This window comes from Luteimonas galliterrae (assembly GCF_023374055.1).
GTDB lineage: Bacteria > Pseudomonadota > Gammaproteobacteria > Xanthomonadales > Xanthomonadaceae > Luteimonas_C > Luteimonas_C galliterrae.
Genome location: NZ_JAMBEP010000003.1, coordinates 321,894 through 344,216, shown reverse-complemented (window position 1 = coordinate 344,216; position 22,323 = coordinate 321,894). Strand labels below are relative to the sequence as shown.

Annotated in this window: 20 protein-coding genes; 12 read left to right on the top strand and 8 right to left on the bottom strand. The window is 66.9% G+C overall.

All coding sequences use genetic code 11. From position 1 onward, the window contains the following. Window positions 1-70: 70 nt before the first annotated feature. The 6 genes from M2650_RS14210 to pdxR all read left to right on the top strand — a co-directional run bounded on the left by M2650_RS14210 (window position 71) and on the right by pdxR (window position 5,418). Window positions 71-1,192 carry an acyltransferase family protein gene (locus tag M2650_RS14210; protein ID WP_283254795.1) on the top strand — a complete coding sequence of 374 codons (1,122 nt, stop codon included), beginning with the start codon at window positions 71-73 and terminating at the stop codon, window positions 1,190-1,192. Window positions 1,193-1,294: 102 nt separating this feature from the next. Continuing rightward, window positions 1,295-1,774, top strand: a complete 480-nt coding sequence (locus M2650_RS14205) for a hypothetical protein (protein WP_249475632.1) — start codon at window positions 1,295-1,297, stop codon at window positions 1,772-1,774. Between the two features lie 2 nt (window positions 1,775-1,776). Then, entirely contained in the window at window positions 1,777-2,385 is a 609-nt protein-coding gene (locus M2650_RS14200) for a DUF1579 family protein (RefSeq protein ID WP_249475630.1), read from the top strand. 8 nt (window positions 2,386-2,393) lie between these two features. After that, window positions 2,394-2,981 carry a DUF1579 domain-containing protein gene (locus M2650_RS14195; protein ID WP_249475628.1) on the top strand — a complete coding sequence of 196 codons (588 nt, stop codon included), beginning with the start codon at window positions 2,394-2,396 and terminating at the stop codon, window positions 2,979-2,981. A gap of 259 nt (window positions 2,982-3,240) precedes the next feature. Beyond that, window positions 3,241-3,858, top strand: a complete 618-nt coding sequence (locus tag M2650_RS14190) for a hypothetical protein (protein WP_249475626.1) — start codon at window positions 3,241-3,243, stop codon at window positions 3,856-3,858. Between the two features lie 45 nt (window positions 3,859-3,903). Continuing rightward, the gene (gene pdxR / locus M2650_RS14185) at window positions 3,904-5,418 is read left to right on the top strand and encodes a MocR-like pyridoxine biosynthesis transcription factor PdxR (RefSeq protein WP_249475624.1); all 1,515 of its coding nucleotides are present in this window, start codon (window positions 3,904-3,906) and stop codon (window positions 5,416-5,418) included. On the opposite strand, the gene M2650_RS14180 is transcribed toward pdxR, so the two are convergent. Continuing rightward, window positions 5,401-5,781 (bottom strand): hypothetical protein, encoded by a 381-nt coding sequence (locus tag M2650_RS14180; protein WP_249475622.1) that lies wholly within the window; start codon window positions 5,779-5,781, stop codon window positions 5,401-5,403. The two genes, pdxR and M2650_RS14180, sit on opposite strands and share 18 nt — an antisense overlap. A gap of 172 nt (window positions 5,782-5,953) precedes the next feature. Here M2650_RS14180 and M2650_RS14175 point away from each other — a divergent pair, with 172 nt between their 5' ends. Together M2650_RS14175 and M2650_RS14170 are read left to right on the top strand one after the other, a co-directional pair. After that, on the top strand, window positions 5,954-7,063 hold the full coding sequence (locus M2650_RS14175; protein ID WP_249475620.1) for a sensor histidine kinase: 1,110 nt from the start codon (window positions 5,954-5,956) through the stop codon (window positions 7,061-7,063). Beyond that, a complete protein-coding gene (locus M2650_RS14170; RefSeq protein WP_249475618.1) occupies window positions 7,060-7,836 on the top strand; it encodes a LytR/AlgR family response regulator transcription factor in 777 nt (258 codons plus the stop codon). Before M2650_RS14175 ends, M2650_RS14170 begins: the two co-directional genes overlap by 4 nt. A 1-nt stretch (window position 7,837) precedes the next feature. On the opposite strand, the gene M2650_RS14165 is transcribed toward M2650_RS14170, so the two are convergent. After that, entirely contained in the window at window positions 7,838-9,064 is a 1,227-nt protein-coding gene (locus tag M2650_RS14165; RefSeq protein WP_249475617.1) for a multifunctional CCA addition/repair protein, read from the bottom strand. 39 nt (window positions 9,065-9,103) lie between these two features. Beyond that, complete coding sequence (locus M2650_RS14160; RefSeq protein ID WP_249475615.1) at window positions 9,104-11,044, bottom strand: lytic transglycosylase domain-containing protein; 1,941 nt, start codon at window positions 11,042-11,044, stop codon at window positions 9,104-9,106. Between the two features lie 130 nt (window positions 11,045-11,174). On the opposite strand from M2650_RS14160, the gene M2650_RS14155 reads away from it, so the two are divergent. Then, on the top strand, window positions 11,175-11,954 hold the full coding sequence (locus tag M2650_RS14155; RefSeq protein ID WP_249475613.1) for a sulfite exporter TauE/SafE family protein: 780 nt from the start codon (window positions 11,175-11,177) through the stop codon (window positions 11,952-11,954). A 776-nt stretch (window positions 11,955-12,730) separates the two neighbouring features. Here the strand turns inward: M2650_RS14155 and M2650_RS14150 are convergent. The 5 genes from M2650_RS14150 to M2650_RS14130 all read right to left on the bottom strand — a co-directional run bounded on the left by M2650_RS14150 (window position 12,731) and on the right by M2650_RS14130 (window position 16,832). Beyond that, window positions 12,731-13,504, bottom strand: coding sequence for an endonuclease/exonuclease/phosphatase family protein (locus M2650_RS14150; RefSeq protein ID WP_249475611.1), 774 nt, complete (start codon window positions 13,502-13,504; stop codon window positions 12,731-12,733). Window positions 13,505-13,521: 17 nt separating this feature from the next. Then, the gene (locus M2650_RS14145) at window positions 13,522-14,154 is read right to left on the bottom strand and encodes a thiol:disulfide interchange protein DsbA/DsbL (protein ID WP_249475609.1); all 633 of its coding nucleotides are present in this window, start codon (window positions 14,152-14,154) and stop codon (window positions 13,522-13,524) included. A 42-nt stretch (window positions 14,155-14,196) separates the two neighbouring features. Beyond that, the gene (locus M2650_RS14140) at window positions 14,197-15,039 is read right to left on the bottom strand and encodes a thiol:disulfide interchange protein DsbA/DsbL (protein ID WP_249475607.1); all 843 of its coding nucleotides are present in this window, start codon (window positions 15,037-15,039) and stop codon (window positions 14,197-14,199) included. A 118-nt stretch (window positions 15,040-15,157) separates the two neighbouring features. Beyond that, the gene (locus M2650_RS14135; protein ID WP_249475605.1) at window positions 15,158-15,859 is read right to left on the bottom strand and encodes a thiol:disulfide interchange protein DsbA/DsbL; all 702 of its coding nucleotides are present in this window, start codon (window positions 15,857-15,859) and stop codon (window positions 15,158-15,160) included. Window positions 15,860-15,980: 121 nt separating this feature from the next. Continuing rightward, window positions 15,981-16,832, bottom strand: a complete 852-nt coding sequence (locus tag M2650_RS14130; protein ID WP_249475603.1) for a c-type cytochrome — start codon at window positions 16,830-16,832, stop codon at window positions 15,981-15,983. 242 nt (window positions 16,833-17,074) lie between these two features. On the opposite strand from M2650_RS14130, the gene yihA reads away from it, so the two are divergent. From yihA to ppc, 3 genes are all read left to right on the top strand, one after another. Then, entirely contained in the window at window positions 17,075-17,680 is a 606-nt protein-coding gene (yihA, locus tag M2650_RS14125; RefSeq protein WP_249475602.1) for a ribosome biogenesis GTP-binding protein YihA/YsxC, read from the top strand. A gap of 290 nt (window positions 17,681-17,970) precedes the next feature. Beyond that, window positions 17,971-19,335 (top strand): glutamate--cysteine ligase, encoded by a 1,365-nt coding sequence (locus M2650_RS14120; protein ID WP_249475600.1) that lies wholly within the window; start codon window positions 17,971-17,973, stop codon window positions 19,333-19,335. A 200-nt stretch (window positions 19,336-19,535) separates the two neighbouring features. After that, window positions 19,536-22,250 carry a phosphoenolpyruvate carboxylase gene (ppc, locus tag M2650_RS14115; RefSeq protein WP_249475598.1) on the top strand — a complete coding sequence of 905 codons (2,715 nt, stop codon included), beginning with the start codon at window positions 19,536-19,538 and terminating at the stop codon, window positions 22,248-22,250. Window positions 22,251-22,323: the final 73 nt, after the last annotated feature.

Below are 22,323 nucleotides of genomic sequence, written 5' to 3'. Positions count from 1 at the left end.
GTCAGAGAATCGACGATTTCGCTTTTCGTGGGAGCGGCTTCAGCCGCGAGCTTTGTCACCGAGTGCCGCGATGGAAAAGCTCACGGCTGAAGCCGCTCCCACGAAGAGCCGGAGCGGCGGCAAAGCGGCGCCGCAGCGCTTTGCGTCGGTGGATGCGCTGCGCGGGCTGACTGTCGCCGCAATGCTGCTGGTCAACAATCCCGGCGACTGGAGCCATGTCTACGCGCCGCTGCTGCACGCGCAATGGCATGGCTGCACGCCGACCGACCTGATCTTCCCGTTCTTCCTGTTCGTGGTCGGCGTATCGATCTCGCTCGGCATCGCACCGCGCATCGAGGGCGGTGCGCCGCGCGCAGCGCTGCAGTACGGCGTATTGCTGCGCGCCGTGCGCATCGTCGGCCTCGGCCTGTTGCTGCACCTGCTGGCCTGGTGGCTGTTGGACATGGATCACTTCCGGCCCTGGGGCGTGCTGCAAAGGATCGGCCTTTGTTTCGCGGCGGCCGGCCTGTCGGCGATCTACCTGAAACCGCGGCTGCAATGGCTCGTGCTGATCGCGATTCTGCTCGGCTACTGGGCGTTGCTGGCATGGGGCGGCACGTACGCGCCGTACGGGAATATCGCGAGCCGCATCGATGCCGCCTTGCTCGGGCCGCTTGCGTATCAGTTCGACGCCGCCACCGGGCGCGGCCACGATCCGGAAGGACTGCTGAGCACGCTGCCCGCGATCGCGACGACGCTGCTGGGCCTGCGCGCCGGCGATTGGCTCCGGCACGGCCGCGTGCGCCGGCTGCGCAACGCCGGCGTGATCGCATTGGGCGCAGGCGCTTTGTGGACGCTGTGGCTGCCGCTCAACAAGAATTTGTGGACGTCTTCATACGTGCTGTGGACCGGCGGTTGGGCGATGCTGGCATTGGCGGCATGTCATTTCTTGATCGACCTGCACCGCTGGCCGGCGCTCGGTCGCAGCTTCGGCGTCAATGCGATCGCCGCATATGTCGGCTCGGCAGCGATGGTGTACGTGTTCGCCGCATTGGGCTGGTGGCAGCCGATCTACAGCAAAGGCTTCGCCGATTGGATGACGCCGCGCTTCGGGCCTTATGCGCCTTCGCTGGCGTTCGCGCTGGCCTTCGTCGCGTTCTGGTGGGGCGTGGCGCGCTGGATGGACAAGCGCGGCTGGCATATCAAAATCTGAGCGCGCGGGTGGGCGAGTGGCCCACCGTATCGTTTCAATATGGCTCTTCACGCCCCTGCGGATTGCGTGCAAATTGCGCGCATTCCCTCCGGGCGTATCGCCATGGTCGCAAACGATCCCATCCACGATTTCGATTTCTTCATCGGCGCCTGGCAGGTCCGCCATCGCCGCCTGAAGCAGCGCCTGGTCGGCAGCGACGAATGGCAGGAGTTCGACGGCCACTGCCGCGTCTGGTCCCTGCTCGGCGGCATGGCGAACATCAACGAACGCGTAGCGAACGCGCCGACCGGCACGTATAGCGGACTGGGGCTGCGTTCCTTCGACGCCGAGAGCGGCACCTGGGCCGACTGGAACCTGAGCGCGCGCGATCCGCACAAGATCGACGTGCCGATCGTCGGCCGTTTCGAAGACGGCGTCGGCATTTTCCTGTCCGACGACACTCATGAAGGGACGCCGGTCAAAGTGCGCGGCAGGTTCTCGCAGATCACGCCCGCATCGCTGCAATGGGACCAAGCCTTCTCCACCGACGGCGGCAAGACCTGGGAGACGAACTGGGTGATGCGTTATACGAGGACGGCCTGACCATGACGCAGGATTACTCGGCTTCCCGCCGGCAGATGCTGGCCGATCTTCTCGCCGGCGCGGGCGCATTGGCCTTGTTGCCGATCGCCGATGCGCTGGCGTCGGAAACCACGGTCGCGAGCGGCGGCGTCAGGATGCCGGTCGGCGATGTGCACGATTTCGATATCTTCGTCGGCAGCTGGCGCACCAAGCAACGCCGCCTGAAGGAACGCCTGGCCGGCAGTACGGAATGGGTGGAATTCGACGGCACCCAGGAATTCCGCCTGCTGCTCGGCGGCGCCGCCAACATGACCGACAACCTGTTGAATCTTCCGGACGGTCCCTACCGTGGGTTCACGCTGCGCACGTTCGATCCCGCAACCAAGCGCTGGACGATCTGGTGGCTCGACAGCCGCTATCCGCACAAGCTGGATCCGCCATTGATCGGCCGCTTCGAAAACGGCACCGGCGCGTTCTATGCGGACGACACTTTCAACGGCAAGCCGATCAAGATCCGTTACCTGTGGCTGGACGTCACGCCCACATCGCGCCGCTGGGAACAGGCCTTCTCGCCGGACGGCGGCAAGACTTGGGAAACGAACTGGATCAGCGAATTCACCAAGGTGGGCTGAGACCTTTCATGCTGCCCGATCTCGGCCGCCGCGCGATGATGCGCAACGCCTTGCTCGCTGCGCTGGCAGGCGCGCTTCCGCTCGGAAAGACGGCCGTCGCCTTCGCACAGAACAGCGGTGAGCACATTCCGGGCGCGCGCGACTTCGATTTCTTCATCGGCGCCTGGCGGGTGCGCCACCGTCGCTTGAAGCGACGCTTGGCCGGCAGCGACGAATGGCAACGGTTCGACGGCACCTGCCATGTGCGCTCGCTGCTGGACGGTCTGGCCAATATCGACGACAGCTTCGTCGATCTGCCCGGCGGCGCGTATCGCGGCATCGGTCTGCGCGCCTACGATCCGGATACGCGCCACTGGGCCGACTGGTGGCTGGACGGGCGCCGCCCGCACAAGATCGATGTGCCGGTAATCGGCACGTTCGCGGACGGCATGGGTACGTTCTTGTCCGACGACACTTTCGAAGGCAGGCCAATCAAAGTGCGCGGCAGATTCTCGCAGATCACGTCGGCATCGCTGCAATGGGAACAGGCGTACTCGGCCGACGGCGGCAGGACGTGGGAGACGAATTGGGTGATGCGGTATTCGAGAATTGCGTGAGCATGCTCGAGCCGGTGTTATCCGCCCTTTTTCTGTCATCCCGAACGCAGTGAGGGATCTGCTTCCGGTTGCAGCGACGTAACGGGTGCGAATAGGTCCCTCACTGCGTTCGGGATGACAGCATAGGGTTCGGGATGACAGTGCAAATAGGTCCATGATCGGGCGCGCGATCGCATTGGCCCAACGCATCGCTGGAAAATGGACCTTCCGCCGTCGCCGAATCCTGAACATCTTGGGGCCAATTCCCACGGAGCCTCCCATGACCCGTCCCTTTTCCACGACGCGCCGGCGGATCCTGATCGATGCGCTTGCCGGCGCCGGCACGATCGGGCTCTTGCCCGTCGCCAACGCGATGGCCGCATCCGCCCAACAGGCAGGTCGGGCCCACGGCTTGCCCGACATCGAACCGCCGACCGGCGACCTTCACGATTTCGATTTCTTCGTCGGCAAGTGGAACGGCACCAACCGGCGTTTGAAGAAGCGTTGGGTCGGCAGCGACGATTGGGATGTGTTCCCCGGTTCGCTCACCTGCGGCAGCCATCTGGGCGGCGTGGTCAACCTGGATTACGATGTGGAATTCCCGACCAAGGGCTGGTCGGGCATGACCGTGCGCACCTTCCATCTGGAAACCAGGCAGTGGTATCTGTATTGGATCAACAGCAAGACCGGCGAATTGTTCCCGCCGGTCGTGGGCGGATTCGACGGCGACCGCGGCGAGTTCTACGGCGACGATACCGACGAAGGCCGGCCGGTCAAGATCAAGTTCCTGTGGACCCGTTTCACGCCCGATCATGCGCGCTGGCAGCAGGCGTTTTCGCTGGACGGCAAGGAATGGGAAACGAACTGGATCTGCGACCACCATCGCGCGAAAGCCTAGGGCCCGTTAACGCCATCGGCCGCGCATAGGCCCTAACATGGGCGGATGGCCAAACAGACCGGTTCCGTGTTCACCGTCGACGTCGCCGGCTTGGATGCCGGGTCGGGCCAGCCGACCTACGAGCGGATCTGCGAACGCATCCGCGCCGCGATCCGCAGCGGCGCGATGGCGCCGAACGCGCGTCTGCCGTCGAGCCGCACGCTGGCCAAGGATCTCGGCGTAGCGCGCAACACCGTCGACTGGGCGCTCGGCCAACTGGTGGCCGACGGCTACATCGTGCGCCGCCGCGGCGCCGGCAGTTTCGTGGCCGCGCAATTGCCGGAGCGCGATGCGTCGCCGCTATCGTCCAAGCGCGTCGCCAAGCCTCGGCCTGCGGCAGCGGAAGCAAGGCGCCTGTCGCAGCGGGCGGCCGCCTTGCGCAGTTACCCCGGCCACTATCGGCCTTCCGAAGCGGCGCCGTTCACGCCGTCGTTGCCGCCGATCGATCTTTTTCCGCGCAAGACCTGGAACCGCCTGCTCGCGCGCGAGGCCGGAAAGCCGGGCAGCGATTACTGGGCCTACGGTGCGAGCAACGGATTGCCCGCATTGCGCGAAGCGATCGCGGCGCACGCCTCGGCGATGCGCGCGACGCGCTGTTCGCCCGAGCAGGTGATCGTGGTGACCAGCACGCAACAGGCTGTGGAGCTCGCCGCCAAGGCGCTCGCCGATCCCGGCGACGGCGCCTGGGTCGAAACGCCCGGCTACCAGCCGGTGCAGCATTGCTTGCGCGCGGCCGGATTGCGGGTGGTGCCGGTACCTGTCGACGAACAAGGCCTGGATGTGCAGGCCGGCCGTGCGCTGGCCCTGCAGGCGCGCCTGGCTTACGTCACGCCGGCGCACCAATATCCGCTCGGGCACGAGATGTCGCTCGCGCGCAGGGAAGCGCTGCTCGACTGGGCGCAGCAACAGGACGCCTATGTGATCGAAGACGACTACGACGGCGACTACCGCTACGAAGGCCGCCCGATCGCTTCATTGCAGGGCATGGACGGCGGCGGGCGCGTGATCTACGTGGGCAGCTTCAACAAGATCCTGTTCCCGGGACTGCGGATCGCCTACGCCATCGTGCCAGAACCGCTGGTCGCGGCCTTCGTCGACGCCAAGCACGTCGCCGACGGCCACACGGCCCTGCTGGCCCAGGGCGTGCTCGCGGCCTTCATCCAGGAAGGGCACCTGGCGCGGCATCTGCGCAAGACCCGCGCGCTCTACGACGAACGGCGGCTGGCCTTCTTGGAAGAAGCCAAGGTGCTTGCCGATGCGCTCGATTTCGGACCGGCACGCGCAGGCATGCACGTCGCCGGCCTCTTCAACGATCGCCACGCGCACCTGGACGATCGCGCCGTGGCCGCCGAATGCGCTCGCGCGGGCATCGAAGTGCATCCGCTTTCGAAGTACGGCACGGCCGAACGCGGCGGGCTCGTTTTCGGGTTCGCCGGCACGACGCGCACCGCCGCAAGAGCCGGGCTGGACATCGTGCGTCGGGCGATCGTTTCGGCCGGCGTTTCAGCGCCGGGACGGTGATCCTGCCACCGCCTGCCCGTCTTCCGATCCGTGCGGCAAGCCGCGAATGCGCAGCCGATCGTAACGGCAGACGTCGACGTCCCGATAAAGCAGCCTGCGCCCGTCTTTGAAAACGAAGCGAAGATCGTGGCGGCAGCCGTCGACGGCGATCCGGACCGTGGTCGATCCGCCGCCGCCGGCTAGCGGCGGGGCGAGCGGCAGCTCGCGAAAGGCTTCGCTGCCAGCGCCGGCGATCTCGAGCGATATCACGCTTTCGTACTCGCGATTCACCAGTGTCAGATATCGGCCATGCGTTTCGGGTCCGGCGTGCACGACGGCGACAGGCAGGAGGGCGGCGAGCGCAACGGTGCGGATCGGGCGCATGGCGGGGTCTCCGATGGGATGGCGCCGCCATGAAGCCTGCCTGCCGGCGTTCGCGAAAGCGATCCGGGACGAATCGTCGCCACGCCGCTGCGAATCGTAGCCGCGCGCCGCGGCGCTTTGCAGCGCCGTTCGCTGCGCCTACGATGCCCGTGTCTCCGCTCCATGGCATGCGATGAACGTCCGCCTCGGCAATACCGAAATAGGCCTGTCCCGCTACCTCGGTTTGTGGACGGCGGTGGTGGTCGCGTTCGCGGTGCAGGGGTTCATGCACGACGCCTTCAGCGGCAACACGTGGTCGATCTTCGACTACCTGCGCTGGTCGATGATCCAGTGGTACACCTGGGCCGCGCTCGCGCCGCTGGTATTCCGCCTTGCCGCGCGCTATCCGCTGCAGCCTCCGCTACGCCTGCGTTCGCTCGGCACGCAGCTGGTCGCGAGCGCGGGCGTGACGATGCTGGCGATGATCGTCGGCGCGCTGGTGTCGCAGCTGTTCGAGCCGGGCTCGTTTTCCGACCAGTTCCAGCAGTTCCTGAGCAAGCACTTCGCGATCGGCATGCTTACGTATTGGGCCTTGCTGGCGATACAGCAGGCGCTGCATTTCCAGGCCGAGAAAGCCCAACGCGAAGTCGAAGCGAGCCGGCTCGCCACGGAACTGGCGCAGTCGCGGCTGCAGGCGTTGAAGTCGCAGCTGCAGCCGCATTTCCTGTTCAATACGCTGCACGCGATCGTGACCCTGCTGGACGAAGACACGCTGTCGGCCGAGGACATGCTGCTGCGCCTCAGCGACCTGCTGCGCGCTTTCCTGGAAGATTACGACGGCCAGGAGATCACCCTGCGCCGCGAACTGGCCCTGCTCGACCTCTATCTCGGCATCCAGCGCATGCGCTTCAAGGATCGCCTGACCACGCAGGTGTACGTCGCGCCGGATACGCTGGATTGCGCCGTGCCGAGCCTGGTCCTGCAGCCGATCGTCGAGAACGCGATCCGGCACGGCATCGGCCGGCGCGTCGGCACCGACTGCATCGAAATCGAGAGCCGCCGCGAAGACCAGAGCCTCTGCATCGACGTGCGCAACCGCAACAGCACGCTCGAGAACGAGGGCGAAGCCGCGGGCCACGGCATCGGCCTGTCCAACACCCGGCTGCGCCTGAAAGAGCTTTACGGGGACGCCGCGCAGATCCGCCTGGACATGATCTGGCCGCAGGGCGTGGTCTGCCGCATCCGGCTGCCGTTCCGCGAGCTGGAAGAGCCCGACGAGATGCCGGAGCACGTGCCGGCATGAGCATTTCCGCGCTGGTCGTCGACGACGAGCCGATCGCGCGCCATGCGATCGTGCGCCTGCTGCGCGAGGATCCGGATATCGAATTGCTCGGAGAATGCGGCGACGGCGCGTCGGCGGTGGCGGCGATCCGCGGCCAGTCGCCGAATCTCGTGTTCCTGGATATTCAGATGCCGGCAATGACCGGCATGGACGTCGTCTCCGAAATCGGTGCGGAAAACATGCCGGCGACGATCTTCGTCACCGCATACGAACAGTACGCGGTGCAGGCCTTCGAAGCCAACGCGGTGGATTACCTGGTCAAACCCTTCAGCCGCGAGCGCTTCGCCAGCACTTTGCAACGCGCCAAGACGCGCCTGGGGGCGACCGGCGCGGAAGCGGCCGCGACGACGCGGATACTGCAGGCGCTGGACGCGCTGCGCCAGCGCGCCGACTACCTCGAACGCATTCCGGTGCGCGTCGACGAACACGTCGTCTTCCTCGCCGTCGACGACATCGTCTGGATCAAGGCCAGCCGCAACACGGTCCAGATCCACCTCGCCGATCGCGTCCACGAACTGCGCGAAACGATGGCCGCGCTGGCCGCTCGTCTGGACCCGCGTCATTTCGCGCGCGTCCACCGCTCGGCCATCGTCAACGTGCGCCGCGTGAAGGCGATCCATCCCTGGTTCAACGGCTATCACGTGGTGACGATGGACACCGGCCAGCAGCTGCGCATGAGCCGCTACCAGCACGAGGCCTTCCTGCGCCTGGCGACGACGCGACGGGACGGTTGATTCAGCCGGCGCTCCGCGCCCGTCGGATGGCGGCAATGCGAGCTTTGCGCAGCGCTTCGCCTAGCGCAGGGCCCTCGAGTCCTTCGCGTGCGACGTCCGCGCCGCGCACCGCAAGCGCGGCCGCATGCAGGCGCATCAGCTCGCGGCCCTGCGGGTAGTCGGCATCGGCCATGCCGCCGCGGCCGCGCTTGTCGGCTTCGCAAACCAGCGCCAGCTGCGCGATGCGTTCGGGTTTTCGGAAGGCGTCGCAGCGCGCGAGCAGATCGTGCACGGTGTCGTCGCGCAGCTCGGCCAGGCGGTGCACGTTGAGATGCTCGCGGCAGGCCATTACCGCCAGTTCGCGGTGCGCGGCCGGGACTTTAAGCCGTTCGCACAAGGCCAATAGCGGCGCCACGCCGCGTTGTTCGTGCTGGATGTGCTTGGGCAGTTCTTCGGCGGGCGTCAGCGCTTTGCCCAGATCGTGGGTGAGCGCAGCGAAGCCGATCGTATCGTCGCCCGGCGCCAAATGCGCGGCCATGTCGCAGACCATTTCGATGTGGGCACCGGTATCCACTTCGGGATGGTATTCGGCGCGCTGCGGCACGCCGTACAGCGCCTCGATTTCCGGCAGTACGGCTTGCAACGCGCCGCTGTCGTGCAGCGTACGCAGGAAAGCGGACGGTTGCGGCGAGGCCAGCGCGCGCGACAGTTCCTGCCAGACGCGCTCGGGCACCAGCGCATCGAGTTCGCCGGACGCGGACATCTGCCGCATCAGCGCCATCGTTTCGGGCGCCACTTCGAAACCCAATGGCGCGAAGCGCGCCATGAAGCGGGCCGCGCGCAGCACGCGCAAAGGATCTTCGACGAAGGCCGGGCCGACGTGGCGCAGCACGCGCGCTTGGAGATCGCGCGCGCCGCCGTAAGGATCGACCAGATGCCCGCCTTCGTCTTCGGCGATCGCGTTGATGGTGAAGTCGCGGCGGCCCAGATCCTCTTCCAGCGTCACCGAAGGATCGCTGTCCACGACGAAACCGCGATAGCCGCGCCCGGATTTGCGTTCGGTGCGCGCCAATGCGTACTCCTCGCCGGTGCGCGGATGCAGGAAGACCGGGAAATCGCGGCCGACCGGCTTGAAGCCCGCGGCGAGCATCGCTTCGGGCGTTTGCCCGACCACGACGTGATCGCGGTCGCCGGGCGGCAGCCCGAGCAATCGGTCGCGCACCGCGCCGCCGACGAGATAGGTCTTCATGCCGCGATGATGCCCGATTGCGGCGCGCGACGGACGCCGTCAGGCCTTGGGCGGGTCCGCCAGCGGGCAGACGAAGCGCTTGCGCTTGCCCGAATCGATCCCGCGCATGCGGTCGCTCAGGGTCAGCGCGTCGCCGTTCAAGCGCCAGTCGTAGATCACGCTGAAAGCCAGCACCCGCGCCACGTATTCGCGGGTTTCCTTGTAGCTGATCGTCTCGATCCAGACATCCGGATCGAAGCCCGGCCGCTGCGCCTGCCAGCGCGCGGTCGGCGTCGGGCCGGCGTTGTAGGCGGCGATGGCGACATAGGTCTGGCCGTACTTGTCTTCCATCTGCCGCATGTAGGCGGTGCCCAGTGCGATGTTGGTTTCCGAGTCGTACAGATCGGCGGCGCCGCCGTAAGGCAGGCCGATGCGGCGCGCGGTCGCGGCGCCGGTGGCCGGCACGATCTGCATCAGGCCCATCGCATTGGCGGCCGAACGGGCTTTCGGATTGAACACGCTCTCGGCGCGGATTTCGGCCGCGACCCAGGCCGGGTCCAGGCCGTGCTTGGCCGATTCGCGGCGGATCGCGGCGTCGTGGTGCAGCGGGAAGCGCAACTGGTACAGGCGCAATTCATCGGGCCGGCTTTTGCCGCCGTAATTGCCGAGCGCGAACACGGCGCGGTCGAACCAGCCGTTGTCCTGCGCCACCGCGACCGCGGCGCGGCGTTGCGTATCGTCGAAGCGCGACAGCGCGCTGTCCCATTCGCGCTGCGCCCAACCGCTGCGGTCGATGCGGTACAGCGCCATCGCGCGGACGATGGTCGGGTCGCGCGCGACCACCGCTTTCGCCGGCGCGTCGTTGGGTTCCCACGGACATAGCGCATAGGGTTCGCCGAGGCGGTCCGCGGCCAGGAAGCCGTGGAATTCCGGCTTGCGCGCGGCCTTGCGGTACAGCGCCGGCGCGGCGCTCTTGTTGCCGGTGAGTTCGGACAGGCGCGCTTCGAAGTAGGTCCAGCGCGATTCGTCGCGCTGCTTGGGGCCCATCTTGCGGATCGCCGCCAGCGCCGCCGGCCAGTCGCCGCGCGACAGCGCTTCGCGCGCGCGCCACTCGTGCAGGCGCTCGTCGTAGGCCGATTCGGGCACCGCGTTCAAGCGGCGCGCCGAGTCGGGCTCGTACGAGGCCACCGTCCACAGCGCGGCCTGGTACAGCACGCGGGCGCGTTCGGCCTCGCTGAAGCCGAGCGCATCGGAATACTTCTGCAATTGCATTTCGGCGGCGATCGGCGTGGATTTGGCCAGCCGCGCCAGGCCTTGCGAGGCGACCATGCGGCTGCGCGGCGTCTTGGGCCAGGTGAGCGCGCGTTCGTGCACGGCTTCCATGAAGGCGGCGTAGTCGTTGGCTAATGCAGCCTCGTCGGCGGGCAATCCGCGCGCGGCTGCTCGCATCACCGCCGGCTGCCATTCGGCCGCGGCCAGGTCCAGGCGTTCCCAGCGCAGCGCGGGCGGCAGTCCGCCTTTCGCGACAAGCGCCGAAAACACCGTTTCGCATTCGCCGGGCAGGACCTTGCCGGTGCGCCATACCGCCTGCGCGTCCTTCACCCATTGCGCATCGGCCGCGCCGGTAGCCTGGCGTGCATTCAATTCGGCGCAGCGCAGCGTGCTGTCCTTGATCGACGGCGACCATGCCGCGCGGAACGCGGCCCAGTCCTGCCGGCGCGATGCCGCGGGCAGCCAGATCTCGCGGAAGGCTTCGGCCACCGGCTGGCCTTGGTAACGCGCCAGGAACGATTGCGCCTGCGCCGCCGGCAGCGTGTCGATGTCGCGGCGCAGGGCGGCGTATTCGATCCAGCCGTACAGCGGGTCCCGGCTGAGCGATGCGTACTGCGCCGCGTCGAACTGACCGCGCTCGGCGGCTTCGATCGCCGCGCGCACCTGCGCGTCGGACGATTGCGCCTGCGCCGCGGCGGTGAAGGCGAGCAGCACGGTTGCGAGTAGCATGCAGGGTTTGGATAGGCGCATCGGCGGACTATAGCCGATGGTTCGTGAACCGGAATTTCGCCGAAAATTCACGCGAATCGGCGCCAAGCAGCGATCGAAGGGGACGGTAGAAACGATGGAAGGCGTGTGGATGTTCCCGCTGTTGGGCGCGATCGCGGGCGTGCTCGCGGGGTTGCTCGGCATAGGCGGCGGATTGGTGCTGGTCGCGGCGCTGGTATGGCTGCTGCCGCTGCACGGCGTGCCCAAGGATGCGGCGATGCATGCGGCACTGGCCAGTTCGATGGCCAGCATCATCATGACCGCAGCCTCGTCGGCCTACGCCCATCATCGCCGCGGCAGCGTGCTGTGGCCGACGGTGGCGTGGATGGTCCCCGGCTTGTTGCTGGGCGGCTGGCTGGGCAGCCTGCTGGCGGTGCATCTGGACGATGCCGTTTTGCGCTGGTGCGTGGCTGGCTATTGCTATCTGGCCGCGGCGCAGCTGACCTGGGGCGGCACGAAAGCCGGCGGGCACGACGGCGTACGGCCGCGCGGTTTGCCGATGAGCGCGGCCGGCGTCGGCATCGGTGCGGTGTCGGCGGTGGTCGGCATCGGCGGCGGCAGCATGACGGTGCCGTTGCTGGTCTGGCGCGGGGTGGCGCCCGTGCGCGCGGTCGGCACGTCGTCTGCCTGCGGCATCGCGATCGGCATCGGCAGCGCGCTGGGATACGCGTTGAACGCGCCGGTCGGCGCGCTGCCGTCGCATGCGGTCGGCTACGTGTACTTGCCGGCGGCGATCGGCGTGGCGATCGCATCGGTGCTCGCCGCGCCGTACGGCACGCGGCTGGCGCATGCGATCAGCGGCAAGGCGCTAAAGCGCGTGTTCGCCGTCTTCCTGGTGGTGATGGGCAGCAGCTTGCTGTTCGGCGGTTGATCGTATTCGCCAGCGCTTTGCTGCTGCTCTATGTAGAGCGGAGCTTGCTCCGCTGCCTTGGCTTGGAGTTTGTGGCGACCTGCCGGCCTTCCAGGCCGGGGTTTCGTCCGCTAAAACCGCGGCCGAGTTACTTTCTTTTTGTGAGGCCCAAAAAGAGAAGTCACCAAAGAAAAAGGGCCTTTGGAAGGTGTCCCGGCGATGGGGTTACCTCGTGTTCTTGGCCATTGCTCGCCGGCCCTCGGGATTCCTCCGTCGCTTCGACATTTAGATCCGAGACGATCGACCAGAACGCCTCCTTAGCGCAACTCCGCAAAAGCCACGTCACCCATAGGCTGCGAATCAAAATCTAGTACCTGCGTAAGAAGGTCACCCACGACGAAAGCAGGGCCGCTGGCTGACTTTCAGGTGCGACGCATCGCACCGCAGTTCAGGCCCTTTCTTGGGTTACTTTCTTTGGGCCAACAAAGAAAGTGACCCGGGCGCAGCCCGGAAGCCTTTTTCCATGGCGCGAGTCGCAGCGAGGCCCCACAAGCACGCGGGCCTGGATCCCGGCCTTCGCCGGGATGACGGCTTAGGGGCAACAGCAAAAGCATGATGGGTCCCAGCGTTCGCTGGGATGACGGTTTAAGAGCTAAGGGCTTAAGAGCTAAGGGCTTAAGAGCTAAGGGCTTAAGAGTAGAACGGCTTAAGAGCAAGAGCAGCGGGCAAGCCCCGCTCTACAAAGGCGGAGCAGGGCTTGGGCAGCGGAGCAAGCTCCGTTCTGCAGAGCGATAAAGTCAGCGCAGGGCTTTTTCCGGCACGTCGAGTTCGACCGACAAGGCGAGATGGTCGGAGAACGCCGCCGGAAAGGCGCGTGCGCCGGCCAGGTTCAGAGTGTCGGTGACCAGGATATGGTCGATCGCGCGCTGCGGGCGCCAGCTCGGGAACGTAGGCACGCAGATCGCCGGAGGCTGCAGGCGCGTGTGCTTGTACAGCGTCTGCATTTCAGGACGGTCGGGCATGCAGTTGAAATCGCCCATCAGCACCGCGTGCTCATGGCCGGAAAGCAATTCGGCGATATAGGCCAGTTGCGCGCGCCGCGATTGCGCGCCCAGCGACAGGTGCGCCACCGCCACGGTCAGGCCGTGGTCGCCGTCGCCGAAGCGCGCCATCAGCACACCGCGGCCGGAAATGCGGCCGGGCAACGCGTGATCGGTGACCTCGACCGGTTCCAGCTTGCTGAGCAATCCGTTCGCACTGGAAGCGAGGTTGCCCACGCGACGGTTGGGCTGGTGGCTCCAATAATCGAAGCCGCCGCGCTCGGCCAAGTAATGCGTCTGGTTGGTGAATCCCGAACGCCAGCTGCCCGGATCGCTTTCCTGCAGCCCGACGATGTCGTGTTCGCCCGCCAACTGCGCGATGGTATCCAGCGACCCGCGCTTGTTGCCCGCCGGCAGCACGTGCGACCAGCTGCGCATGGCGTAATCGCTGTAGCGGCGCGTGCTGGAGCCGGCCTGGATATTGGCGCTGAGCAGGCGCAGCCGGCGCCGGTCTTGGCCTGAGTCGGGCATGGCCGTGGCGCGCGCGATCAACGGCGCGCGCTGCGCTCCTTGGCGATCAATTGGTCGGCGATGCGCAGCATGTCCTGGTAGCTGGCGCCTTTGACCCGGTACTTGCCGTTGACGATCAGGCTCGGCGTGCCTTGCAGTTCGACTGCGAGCGCGAAGTCGCGCGCCTTGCGCAGCTTGGCTTCGACCGCAGGCGTCTGCATGGCGGCGGCGAACGCCGGTGCGGTCACGCCGTAGCCCGAATAGAACGCGGCGAGCTCGTCGATCGATGCGTTGCGCGGCACGGTGATGTCGGTATTGATGGCTTGGAACAAGGCCTCATGCGTGCGCGCGAACAGGCCCGGCTTGGCCTGCGCGGCATAGAAGGCGCGTGCGAAAGGATCGTCCAGGCTGTAGGTGGCCGGCACGTAGGTGAAGCGCACGTCCGCGGGCAGCTTGCGCTTCCACTGGTCGACGAGGGGCTGGAACTGGGCGCAGAAGTGGCAGCCGTACGCGAAGATCTCGACCACTTCCACCTTGCCGTTCAGCGGCTCGAACGGCTGGCCTTGCGCAAGCTCATCGTAGTCGGTGCCGGGTATCAGCACCTGGGCCCCCGCCAGCGCGGGGATCAGCAACGCGGCGAGCAGCGACCAGGTCGCGAAGCGTTTGAGCATGGAACGGGGCTCCGGGCAATTCTGGCGAAGGATAAATGAAGTTTATTGCGCCGCCGCTGCGCTTTCCTGCGCGATCAGCTGGTCGGCGATGCGCAGCATGTCGGGGAAAGTCTTGCCGAGCACGCGGTATTTGCCGTTGACGATGATGGTCGGCGTGCCTTCCAGGCCGGAACGGATCGCCCACTGCTTGGCTTTGTTGAGCTTGGCGTTGACGGCGAAGCTTTCCACCGTGCTGGCGAACTGCTTGGGATCTACGCCGTACTTGCCGTAGAACGCGGCGATGTCTGCGACCGAATCCGTCCCGCGCTCGCCCTTCAGCGTCTGGTCGATGTGGATCGCCTTGAACAGGTCGTCGTGGGTGCGTTCGACCAGGCCCATGGTTTCGGCCGCGTAATAAGCCTTGCCGTAATTGGTCCACGGACCGCCGAAGGCCGCCGGCACGTAGGTGAAGCGCACGTTGGCGGGCAGTTTGTTCTTCCAGCCGTTCACCAGCGGCTGGAACTGCGCGCAGGCCGGGCAGACGTAGCCGAACACTTCCACCACTTCGACCTTGCCGTTCAAGGGCAGGAAGGACTGGCCGTTGGCGATCAGGACATAGTCGACGCCGGCGACCGGCGCTCCGGGCGCCGGGGCAGCGGCGGCAGGCGGTGCCGCTTCTGCGGCCGGTGCGGCATCGGGCGTCGCTGTGGCTGCGGGATCCGTGGCAGGGGCAGGCGTCGTTGCCGCATCGGCGGCTGCGGCGGGTTCGTCGGCCGGGACGGCTTCGTCGGCGACAGCCGGTGCGGCGGCTTCGGTGGCGGCGGGCGCGGCGGCCGGCGGTTCCTGCCGGCTGCAGGCGATCAGCGGCAGCAGAGCCAGCAACAGCAGGGCAAGGCGCTTGTTCATCGCAGCGAACTCCAGAGTGGTACGGGGGTGATGATCCATCGCCGTCCGTACGCGATGGGCGTTAGCGAGTTATCGGTGCGGCGCGCGCGTATTGCAACCCGCCGCACGGAAGTGCGGCTCAGCCGCCGGAGGCGCTTTCCTGCGCGACCAGCTTGCCGGCCGTGTCCAGCATCTTCTCGTAACCGCCTTCGCCGGCATCGATGCGGTATTTGCCGTTGACGATGATCATCGGCGTGCCGATGTCGGCGGTGCCCGGCACCTCCGCGCGCGCCAGGAACTGGCGCACGTGTTCGAGCTTGGCATCGACCGCGGGGCTGGCCATTGCGGCGGAGAAGGCGGCCGCATCGGCGCCATGTTGGGCGTAGAAGGCGGCGATCTGTTCGGCCGACGCATTCGGCGGCAGGGTGCGCAGGCCGTGGATCGCGTTGAACACGGCCTCGTGGGTGTTGTCGACCAGGCCCAGGGATTCGGCCGCGAAATAGCCGCGTGCGTAAGTATCCCAGGGTCCGCCGAAGGTCGCCGGCACGGCGACGAAGCGGGCGTTCGCCGGCAGCGTCGCCTTCCAGTTCTTGAGGAGGGGTTCGAAATGCGCGCAATGCGGGCAGGCGTAGCCGAAGGCTTCGGCGACTTCCACCTTGCCATCGGCTGCCGCGTAGGGCTGGCCGTTGGGGATGACGATGTAGTCGACGCCGGCCACCGGGCTTCCGGTCGGCGCGGCCGCCGTGGTTTCAGGCGCGGTTGCGGCGGTTTCGGGGGCGGCCTGTTTGCAGGCCGTCAGCGGCAGCAGCGCAAGCAGCAACAAGGCAAGACGCAGGGTCATGGCAGACGCTCCGGACAGGTCTGGATAAAGAAACGCCGGCCACAAGGGTGTGGCCGGCGGTCTGAACAAGGACTGTGAAAGCTTGGACAGGGGTGAGCCCGCTAAGTTCACAGAACCGTGATTATGAAGACTTGGCGGGCGCCTGCGGGGCGGCCGGTGCCGGTGCGGCGGCGGGCGCCGCCTTGGCTGCAGCCACTTCGCCGTCGCTGGCTTCGTCGGCGCGGTCGTGCAGGCCCTGCAGGTAGCTGCCCAACGATTGGATTTCCTCGTCGGTCAACGACTTGGCCACCAGTGCCATGATGTTGAAGTCCTTCGGATCGCTCAGCGTGGTGATGCCGGACCGGTATTCCTCCAGACGCCGCGCCACGTACCAGGCCTGCTGGCCGGCGACGTGCGGATAGGCCGGGCCCGGGTTGCCCGCGCCCGCCGGGCCGTGACAGGCCATGCACGCGGGGATGCCGCGCGACGTATCGCCGCTGCGGAACAGCTTCTCGCCGACTTGGAAGAACTTCATGCCGGCATTCGGGCCCTGGGCGATGGCGCTGTCGTCGGCGATGCCGGCGCCGCTTTTCTGGGTGGCGTAGTAGGCGCCCAGGTCGCGCATGTCCTGCGCGCTCAGCGGCGCGGCATAAGGCTGCATCAGCGCATTGACGCGCTGGCCGCTCTTGAACAGGGCCAACTGCTTGGCGATGTAGCGCTCGCTCTGGCCGGCGATGCGCGGGTAGATCTTGGGATCGGCAGTGGCGTTGCCATCCAGACCGTGGCAGGCGGCGCAAGCGCCGGCCTTAGCGGCACCGGCCTTGGCGTCGCCCCACTTGGCCTTGGCCAGGTCGGACACGGCGTTCGCGTCGATCGGCGTGGCCTGCACGGGCTCTTTGTCCGGCAAGGGCACGACCGTGGTCTGGGCGAAAGCGACCGCTGCGATGGCCGCAAGGGCCAGGGCGGCGATACCGTAGATGCGAGCTTGGCGCATGCAGCTGGGCTCCGAAACGCGGGACGGGCCGCCGGAAAGCGGCCATAGAGACGCGGAATTATCGTCGCGGGTCGCGGGACGGTCAACGAAAGCCGCGATTTGCCTTCGAAAGCGGCCCTCTGCTCTTCGTAGGAGCGGCTTCAGCCGCGAGCTCTTTTCCTTCACGCCCGCACGAACGTGAGCAAGCGCTCGCGGCTGAAGCCGCTCCTACGAAAAGCCGGGGCGCATGCGAAGCTATGCCCATGGCCAATCCCTTCGTCCGCGCCCAATACCTGCTTGCCGCGCACAACCACCGGCAGTTGCCGCCCGACGGCGGCTACGAGGTCGCCTTCGCCGGCCGCTCCAACGCCGGCAAGTCCAGCGCGTTGAATGCGTTGTGCCAGCAGAACGCCCTGGCGCGCGTGTCCAAGACGCCCGGGCGCACCCAGCAGCTGGTGTATTTCGCGCTGCCGCCGCTCGAGGACCGCTACCTGGTCGACCTGCCGGGCTACGGCTTCGCCAAGGTACCCAAGGATCTGCAGGCGCATTGGCAGGCCTTCCTCGACGGTTATTTCGGCAGCCGCGACGCTTTGAAGGGCCTGGTGGTGGTGATGGACATCCGCCACCCGCTGAAAGACTACGACCGGCAGATGATCGGCTACGCGGTCAACCGCGGCCTGCCCGCGCATGCATTGCTGACCAAGGCCGACAAGCTCAGCCGCGGCGCGGCGGCCAACGCCTTGCAGGCGGTGCGCAAGGAATTGTCCGGCGCGTACGGCGATACCGTCAGCGTGCAGACGTTTTCGGGCGAGTCGAAGTTGGGCGTGGAAGAGGCGCGCGACGTCGTCGCGCGCTGGTTGGAAATCTGACGTAGCCTGAGCCGAAGGCGATACCCGGGGCTTTTTTCGGATCCTCTGCAGACAACCGTCCCGGTTATCGCTTCGCTCCACCCGGGCTATGCGTGCGTGGATCTTGTTGTCGCTGCGTCGAAGTCGTGCGGTATCGGTTTGATCGAATCGCGAGGTCTTGTCACGCGCACCGGCGGAACACTGACCCTCCAAGCCGGAAACGCTAGCCGCTGCGCGGGAGGGCTATAGTGCCCAGCTTGCGATCCGGGGCGGCGCCCGCATATCGCCTACCTCATCCACGAGCGGCCCGTATGTCCAGCCCCAGCAACGTCAGCGACAGCCTCATTACCGGCAAGGCGCAACTGGTCGAATACATCGCTTCGGGCGGCCGTCCCAAAGCGGACTGGCGCATCGGCACCGAGCACGAGAAATTCGGTTTCCGCCTCGACGACCTGCGCCCGCCGGCTTTCGAAGGCGAACGCGGCATCGAAGCGCTGCTGAAAGGGCTGACCCGCTTCGGCTGGCAAGCGGTGGAAGAACACGGCAAGACGATCGCGCTGCTCAAGGACGGCGCTTCGGTGACGCTGGAGCCGGCCGGCCAGCTGGAATTGTCCGGCGCCATGCTCGAATGCATCCACGACACCTGCAGCGAAGTCGGCGGGCACCTGAAAGAGGTCAAGGCGGTCGCCGACGAAATCGGCCTGGGTTTTCTCGGCATGGGCTTCCAGCCCAAATGGCGCCGCGAGGACATGCCGTGGATGCCCAAAGGCCGCTACAAGATCATGCGCGAATACATGCCCAAGGTCGGCCAGCTCGGGCTGGACATGATGACGCGCACCTGCACGGTGCAGGTCAATCTCGATTTTTCCGACGAAGCGGACATGGTGAAGAAGTTCCGCGTGTCGCTGGCGCTGCAGCCGGTGGCCACGGCGCTGTTCGCCGACTCGCCGTTCGCCGAGGGCAAGCCGAACGGCTATCTCTCGTACCGCTCGCACATCTGGACCGACACGGATGCCGATCGCACCGGTATGCTCGATTTCGTGTTCGAAGACGGCTTCGGCTACGAGCGCTACGTCGACTACCTGCTCGACGTGCCGATGTATTTCAGCTATCGCAACGGCGAATACATCGATCTGTCCGGCCAGTCGTTCCGCAAGTTCATGGACGGCAAGCTCGCTGCATTGCCCGGCGCGACGCCGACCTTGCGCGATTGGTCCGATCACATGACCACCGCCTTCCCCGAAGTGCGGCTGAAGAAATACCTGGAAATGCGCGGCGCCGACGGCGGCCCGTGGAGCCGCTTGTGCGCGCTGCCCGCGTTCTGGACCGGCCTGCTGTACGACGATGCCGCGCTCGACGCCGCCTGGGACTTGGTCAAGGATTTCACTCTGGCAGAACGCAATGCGCTGCGCGACGGCGTGCCCAAGCGCGCGCTCAAGCTGCCGTTCCGCAACGGCACGCTGCGCGATCTGGCGCTGGAAGCGCTGAAGATCTCCGCCGCCGGCCTGCAGCGCCGCGCCCGCCGCAACCGCAGCGGCGCGGACGAAAGCATCTTCCTGGCGCCGTTGATCGAATTCGCCGAGGCCGACGAGACGCCGGCCGAGCGCAAGCTGGCGCTGTTCCATGGCGAGTGGGGCGGTAGCGTGGACCCGGTGTTTCGCGAGTTCGCGTACTGAGGTCCGGGTTCTTCCTTTTGTTTTTGACACGGATAAAATCTGATCTGCACGGATAAAGCGTTCGTCCGCTCAATCGTGAACTCGCAGTCGCGTCTGGCACAAAGCGGCTATGCCATTGCCTTATCCGTGTGGATCAGATTTTATCCGTGTCGAAAAAAGCGTCGTCCCCCGGTCTCTGGGTATAGTCTGAGACGATGAGCATGCCGAACGACGCGACCCCCCTGCGCGAAATCGAATTCTCCGAAACCGACGCGCTGCTGCGCGACGACGTGCGCCGCCTCGGCGCCATGGTCGGCGAGATGCTGGCCGAACAGGTGTCGTCGGCGCTGCTGGAACAGGTCGAATCGGTACGGCGCATGGCCATCGCCCGGCGCGAGAACGCCGAGCCGATGGATGCGCTGGTCGAGCGCCTGGCCCAGGTGCCGCTGCAGGACGCCGATGCGCTGGTGCGCGCCTTCGCCGCGTATTTCGGCGCGACCAATATCGCCGAGCGCGTGCATCGCATCCGCCGCCGCCGCGACCACCAGCGCGCCGGCCATGCGCCGCAGCCGGGCGGTTTGGAAGCGGTGTTGCGCGAGCTGCGCGACGCCGGCGTCGCGTTCGACGAACTCGCCGCCTTCCTGCCGCGGCTATGGGTGCAGCCGGTCTTCACCGCGCATCCGACCGAAGTCGTGCGCCGCGCGCTGCTGGAGAAAGAGCATTCGATCGTCGAGCGCCTGGTCGCCGACATCGACCGCGAACGCACGCCGCCCGAGCGTCGCGCCGACCAGGCGCGCATCCGCCTGGCGCTGACCTCCGCCTGGCAGACCTCCGAAGCGCCGCCGGAAAAGCCGACCGTGATCGACGAAGTCGAACACGTCGGTTTCTATCTGGCGCACGTGCTGTTCCGCGCGCTGCCGGTGTTCTACGAAGCCTTCGCCGATGCGGTCGAAACGGTGTACGGGCAACGCGTCGCGTTGCCGCAGGTGCTGCGCTTCGGCACTTGGGTCGGCGGCGACATGGACGGCAATCCCAACGTCGGCGCCGATACCGTGCGCGCCGCCCTGGATGCGCAACGGCTGCAGGCGCTGGCGCAATACCGCGCCGACCTGCGAGCGCTGGCCAGCGTCCTCACCCAGTCGCTGAGCCGCATCGGGGTGGAGGAAGCGGTGTTCGCGCGGATCGACGAATACGGCCGCGAATTGCCAAAAGCCGTCGCCGGCTTCAAGCCGCGCCTGGCCGACATGCCTTACCGGCATTTGCTCGACCTGATGGGCGCGAAACTTTCGGCGACCGGCGCGCAGCAGGCGCAGGGTTATGCGGATGCCGATGCCTTCATCGCCGATCTGGAACTGATCGATGCCAGCCTGGCGCGCCATCGCGGCGAAAATGCCGGGCGCTTCGCGTTGCAGCGCGTGCTGTGGCGCGCGCGCACCTTCGGTTTCCATCTGGCGACGCTGGATCTGCGCCAGGACTCGGCCGTCCATGAAGAAGCGTTGGCGGCGCTGACCGGCGATGCCGAATGGGCGTCGCGTCCGCTCGCCGAGCGGATCGATCGCCTGCATTCCTTGATCGGCGATGCGTCTGCGGCATCTGCGGGATCGGCCGCGGACGTCGCCGTATCGACACTGGAAGTGTTCCGTGCCGTGCAGGACCTCCGCCGCACGCACGGCGAGCACGCCATCGGCCTGTACATCATCAGCATGAGCCGCAGCGCGGCCGATGCGCTGGCGGTGCTGGCGCTGGCGCGCATTGCCGGTTGCGTGGAAGGCGATGCGGTGCCGCTGGACGTGGCGCCGCTATTCGAAACCGTAGCCGATCTGGAAGCCGCGCCGGAAGTGATGCGTGCGTTGTTCGAGGATCCCGCGTACCGCCGCCATCTCGCCGGGCGCGATAACGAACAGACGGTGATGCTCGGTTATTCGGACAGCGCCAAAGACGGCGGCCTGCTGGCCTCGCGCTGGGCGCTGCAGCGCGCCCAGGTCGAATTGCATGCGCTGGCGCAGCGGGCCGGCGTGCGCATCGTGTTCTTCCACGGTCGCGGCGGTTCGGTCAGCCGCGGCGGCGGCAAGACAGAGCGCGCCATCAATGCCGCGCCGCGCGGTACGGTCGACGGGCACCTGCGCGCCACCGAGCAGGGCGAGGTGATCCACCGCAAGTACGGCATCCGCGCGCTCGCGCTGCGCAACCTGGAGCAGGCCACCGGCGCGGTGCTGCGCGCCAGCCTGCGGCCGCGCAAGCCGGACCCGCGCGAGCACGGATGGCGCGAGGCCGCGGCGCAACTGGCTGCGGTGTCGCGCGCGCACTACCGCGCGCTGGTGCACGAACGCGAGGATTTCAGCGATTACTTCCGTGCGGCGACGCCGATCGACGTGATCGAGCGGCTGCACATCGGTTCGCGCCCGTCGCGTCGCCGCGACGGCGGCATCCGCAACCTGCGCGCGATCCCGTGGGTGTTCGCCTGGTCGCAGAACCGCTCCGGCCTGACCGCGTGGTACGGCGTCGGCCAGGCGCTGGCGCAGGGCATCGAGCGCTACGGCCAGGCGGCGATGGCGGAAATGGCGCGCGACTGGCCGTTCTTCCAGACCATGCTCGACGATGTGGAGATGACGCTGGCCAAATCGGACCTGGGCATCTTCGAGCGCTATTCGCAGCTGTCGCCGGCGCATGCGGCGTTCTACCCTGGCATCGCCGAAGAATTCGCGCGCACGCGCGACGCGGTGCTGGCGATCCGCGGCGAGCAGGATCTGCTCAGCCACGATCCGCGGCTGCGCTTGTCGATCCGGTTGCGTAATCCCTATGTCGACCCGATCAGCGTGTTGCAGGTGGAATTGCTGCGGCGCTGGCGCGCTTCCGACCGCAACGACGAAGATGTATTGCGCGCGCTGCTGGTGACGGTGAATGGCATCGCGGCCGGTATCCAGAACACCGGTTAGCGCCGCTCTTGCTTGAGCCCTCTCCCGCTTGCGGGAGAGGGTTGGGTGAGGGCGCGCGGAATCGCACCTCGCC

Excerpts from the sequence above, each read along its gene's own strand:
- M2650_RS14210 (WP_283254795.1), top strand. The coding sequence starts at position 71 with ATGGAAAAGCTCACGGCTGAAGCCGCTCCCACGAAGAGCCGGAGCGGC.
- M2650_RS14205 (WP_249475632.1), top strand. The coding sequence starts at position 1,295 with ATGGTCGCAAACGATCCCATCCACGATTTCGATTTCTTCATCGGCGCC.
- M2650_RS14200 (WP_249475630.1), top strand. The coding sequence starts at position 1,777 with ATGACGCAGGATTACTCGGCTTCCCGCCGGCAGATGCTGGCCGATCTT.
- M2650_RS14195 (WP_249475628.1), top strand. The coding sequence starts at position 2,394 with ATGCTGCCCGATCTCGGCCGCCGCGCGATGATGCGCAACGCCTTGCTC.
- M2650_RS14190 (WP_249475626.1), top strand. The coding sequence starts at position 3,241 with ATGACCCGTCCCTTTTCCACGACGCGCCGGCGGATCCTGATCGATGCG.
- pdxR (WP_249475624.1), top strand. The coding sequence starts at position 3,904 with ATGGCCAAACAGACCGGTTCCGTGTTCACCGTCGACGTCGCCGGCTTG.
- M2650_RS14180 (WP_249475622.1), bottom strand. The coding sequence starts at position 5,781 with ATGCGCCCGATCCGCACCGTTGCGCTCGCCGCCCTCCTGCCTGTCGCC.
- M2650_RS14175 (WP_249475620.1), top strand. The coding sequence starts at position 5,954 with ATGAACGTCCGCCTCGGCAATACCGAAATAGGCCTGTCCCGCTACCTC.
- M2650_RS14170 (WP_249475618.1), top strand. The coding sequence starts at position 7,060 with ATGAGCATTTCCGCGCTGGTCGTCGACGACGAGCCGATCGCGCGCCAT.
- M2650_RS14165 (WP_249475617.1), bottom strand. The coding sequence starts at position 9,064 with ATGAAGACCTATCTCGTCGGCGGCGCGGTGCGCGACCGATTGCTCGGG.
- M2650_RS14160 (WP_249475615.1), bottom strand. The coding sequence starts at position 11,044 with ATGCTACTCGCAACCGTGCTGCTCGCCTTCACCGCCGCGGCGCAGGCG.
- M2650_RS14155 (WP_249475613.1), top strand. The coding sequence starts at position 11,175 with ATGTTCCCGCTGTTGGGCGCGATCGCGGGCGTGCTCGCGGGGTTGCTC.
- M2650_RS14150 (WP_249475611.1), bottom strand. The coding sequence starts at position 13,504 with ATGCCCGACTCAGGCCAAGACCGGCGCCGGCTGCGCCTGCTCAGCGCC.
- M2650_RS14145 (WP_249475609.1), bottom strand. The coding sequence starts at position 14,154 with ATGCTCAAACGCTTCGCGACCTGGTCGCTGCTCGCCGCGTTGCTGATC.
- M2650_RS14140 (WP_249475607.1), bottom strand. The coding sequence starts at position 15,039 with ATGAACAAGCGCCTTGCCCTGCTGTTGCTGGCTCTGCTGCCGCTGATC.
- M2650_RS14135 (WP_249475605.1), bottom strand. The coding sequence starts at position 15,859 with ATGACCCTGCGTCTTGCCTTGTTGCTGCTTGCGCTGCTGCCGCTGACG.
- M2650_RS14130 (WP_249475603.1), bottom strand. The coding sequence starts at position 16,832 with ATGCGCCAAGCTCGCATCTACGGTATCGCCGCCCTGGCCCTTGCGGCC.
- yihA (WP_249475602.1), top strand. The coding sequence starts at position 17,075 with ATGGCCAATCCCTTCGTCCGCGCCCAATACCTGCTTGCCGCGCACAAC.
- M2650_RS14120 (WP_249475600.1), top strand. The coding sequence starts at position 17,971 with ATGTCCAGCCCCAGCAACGTCAGCGACAGCCTCATTACCGGCAAGGCG.
- ppc (WP_249475598.1), top strand. The coding sequence starts at position 19,536 with ATGCCGAACGACGCGACCCCCCTGCGCGAAATCGAATTCTCCGAAACC.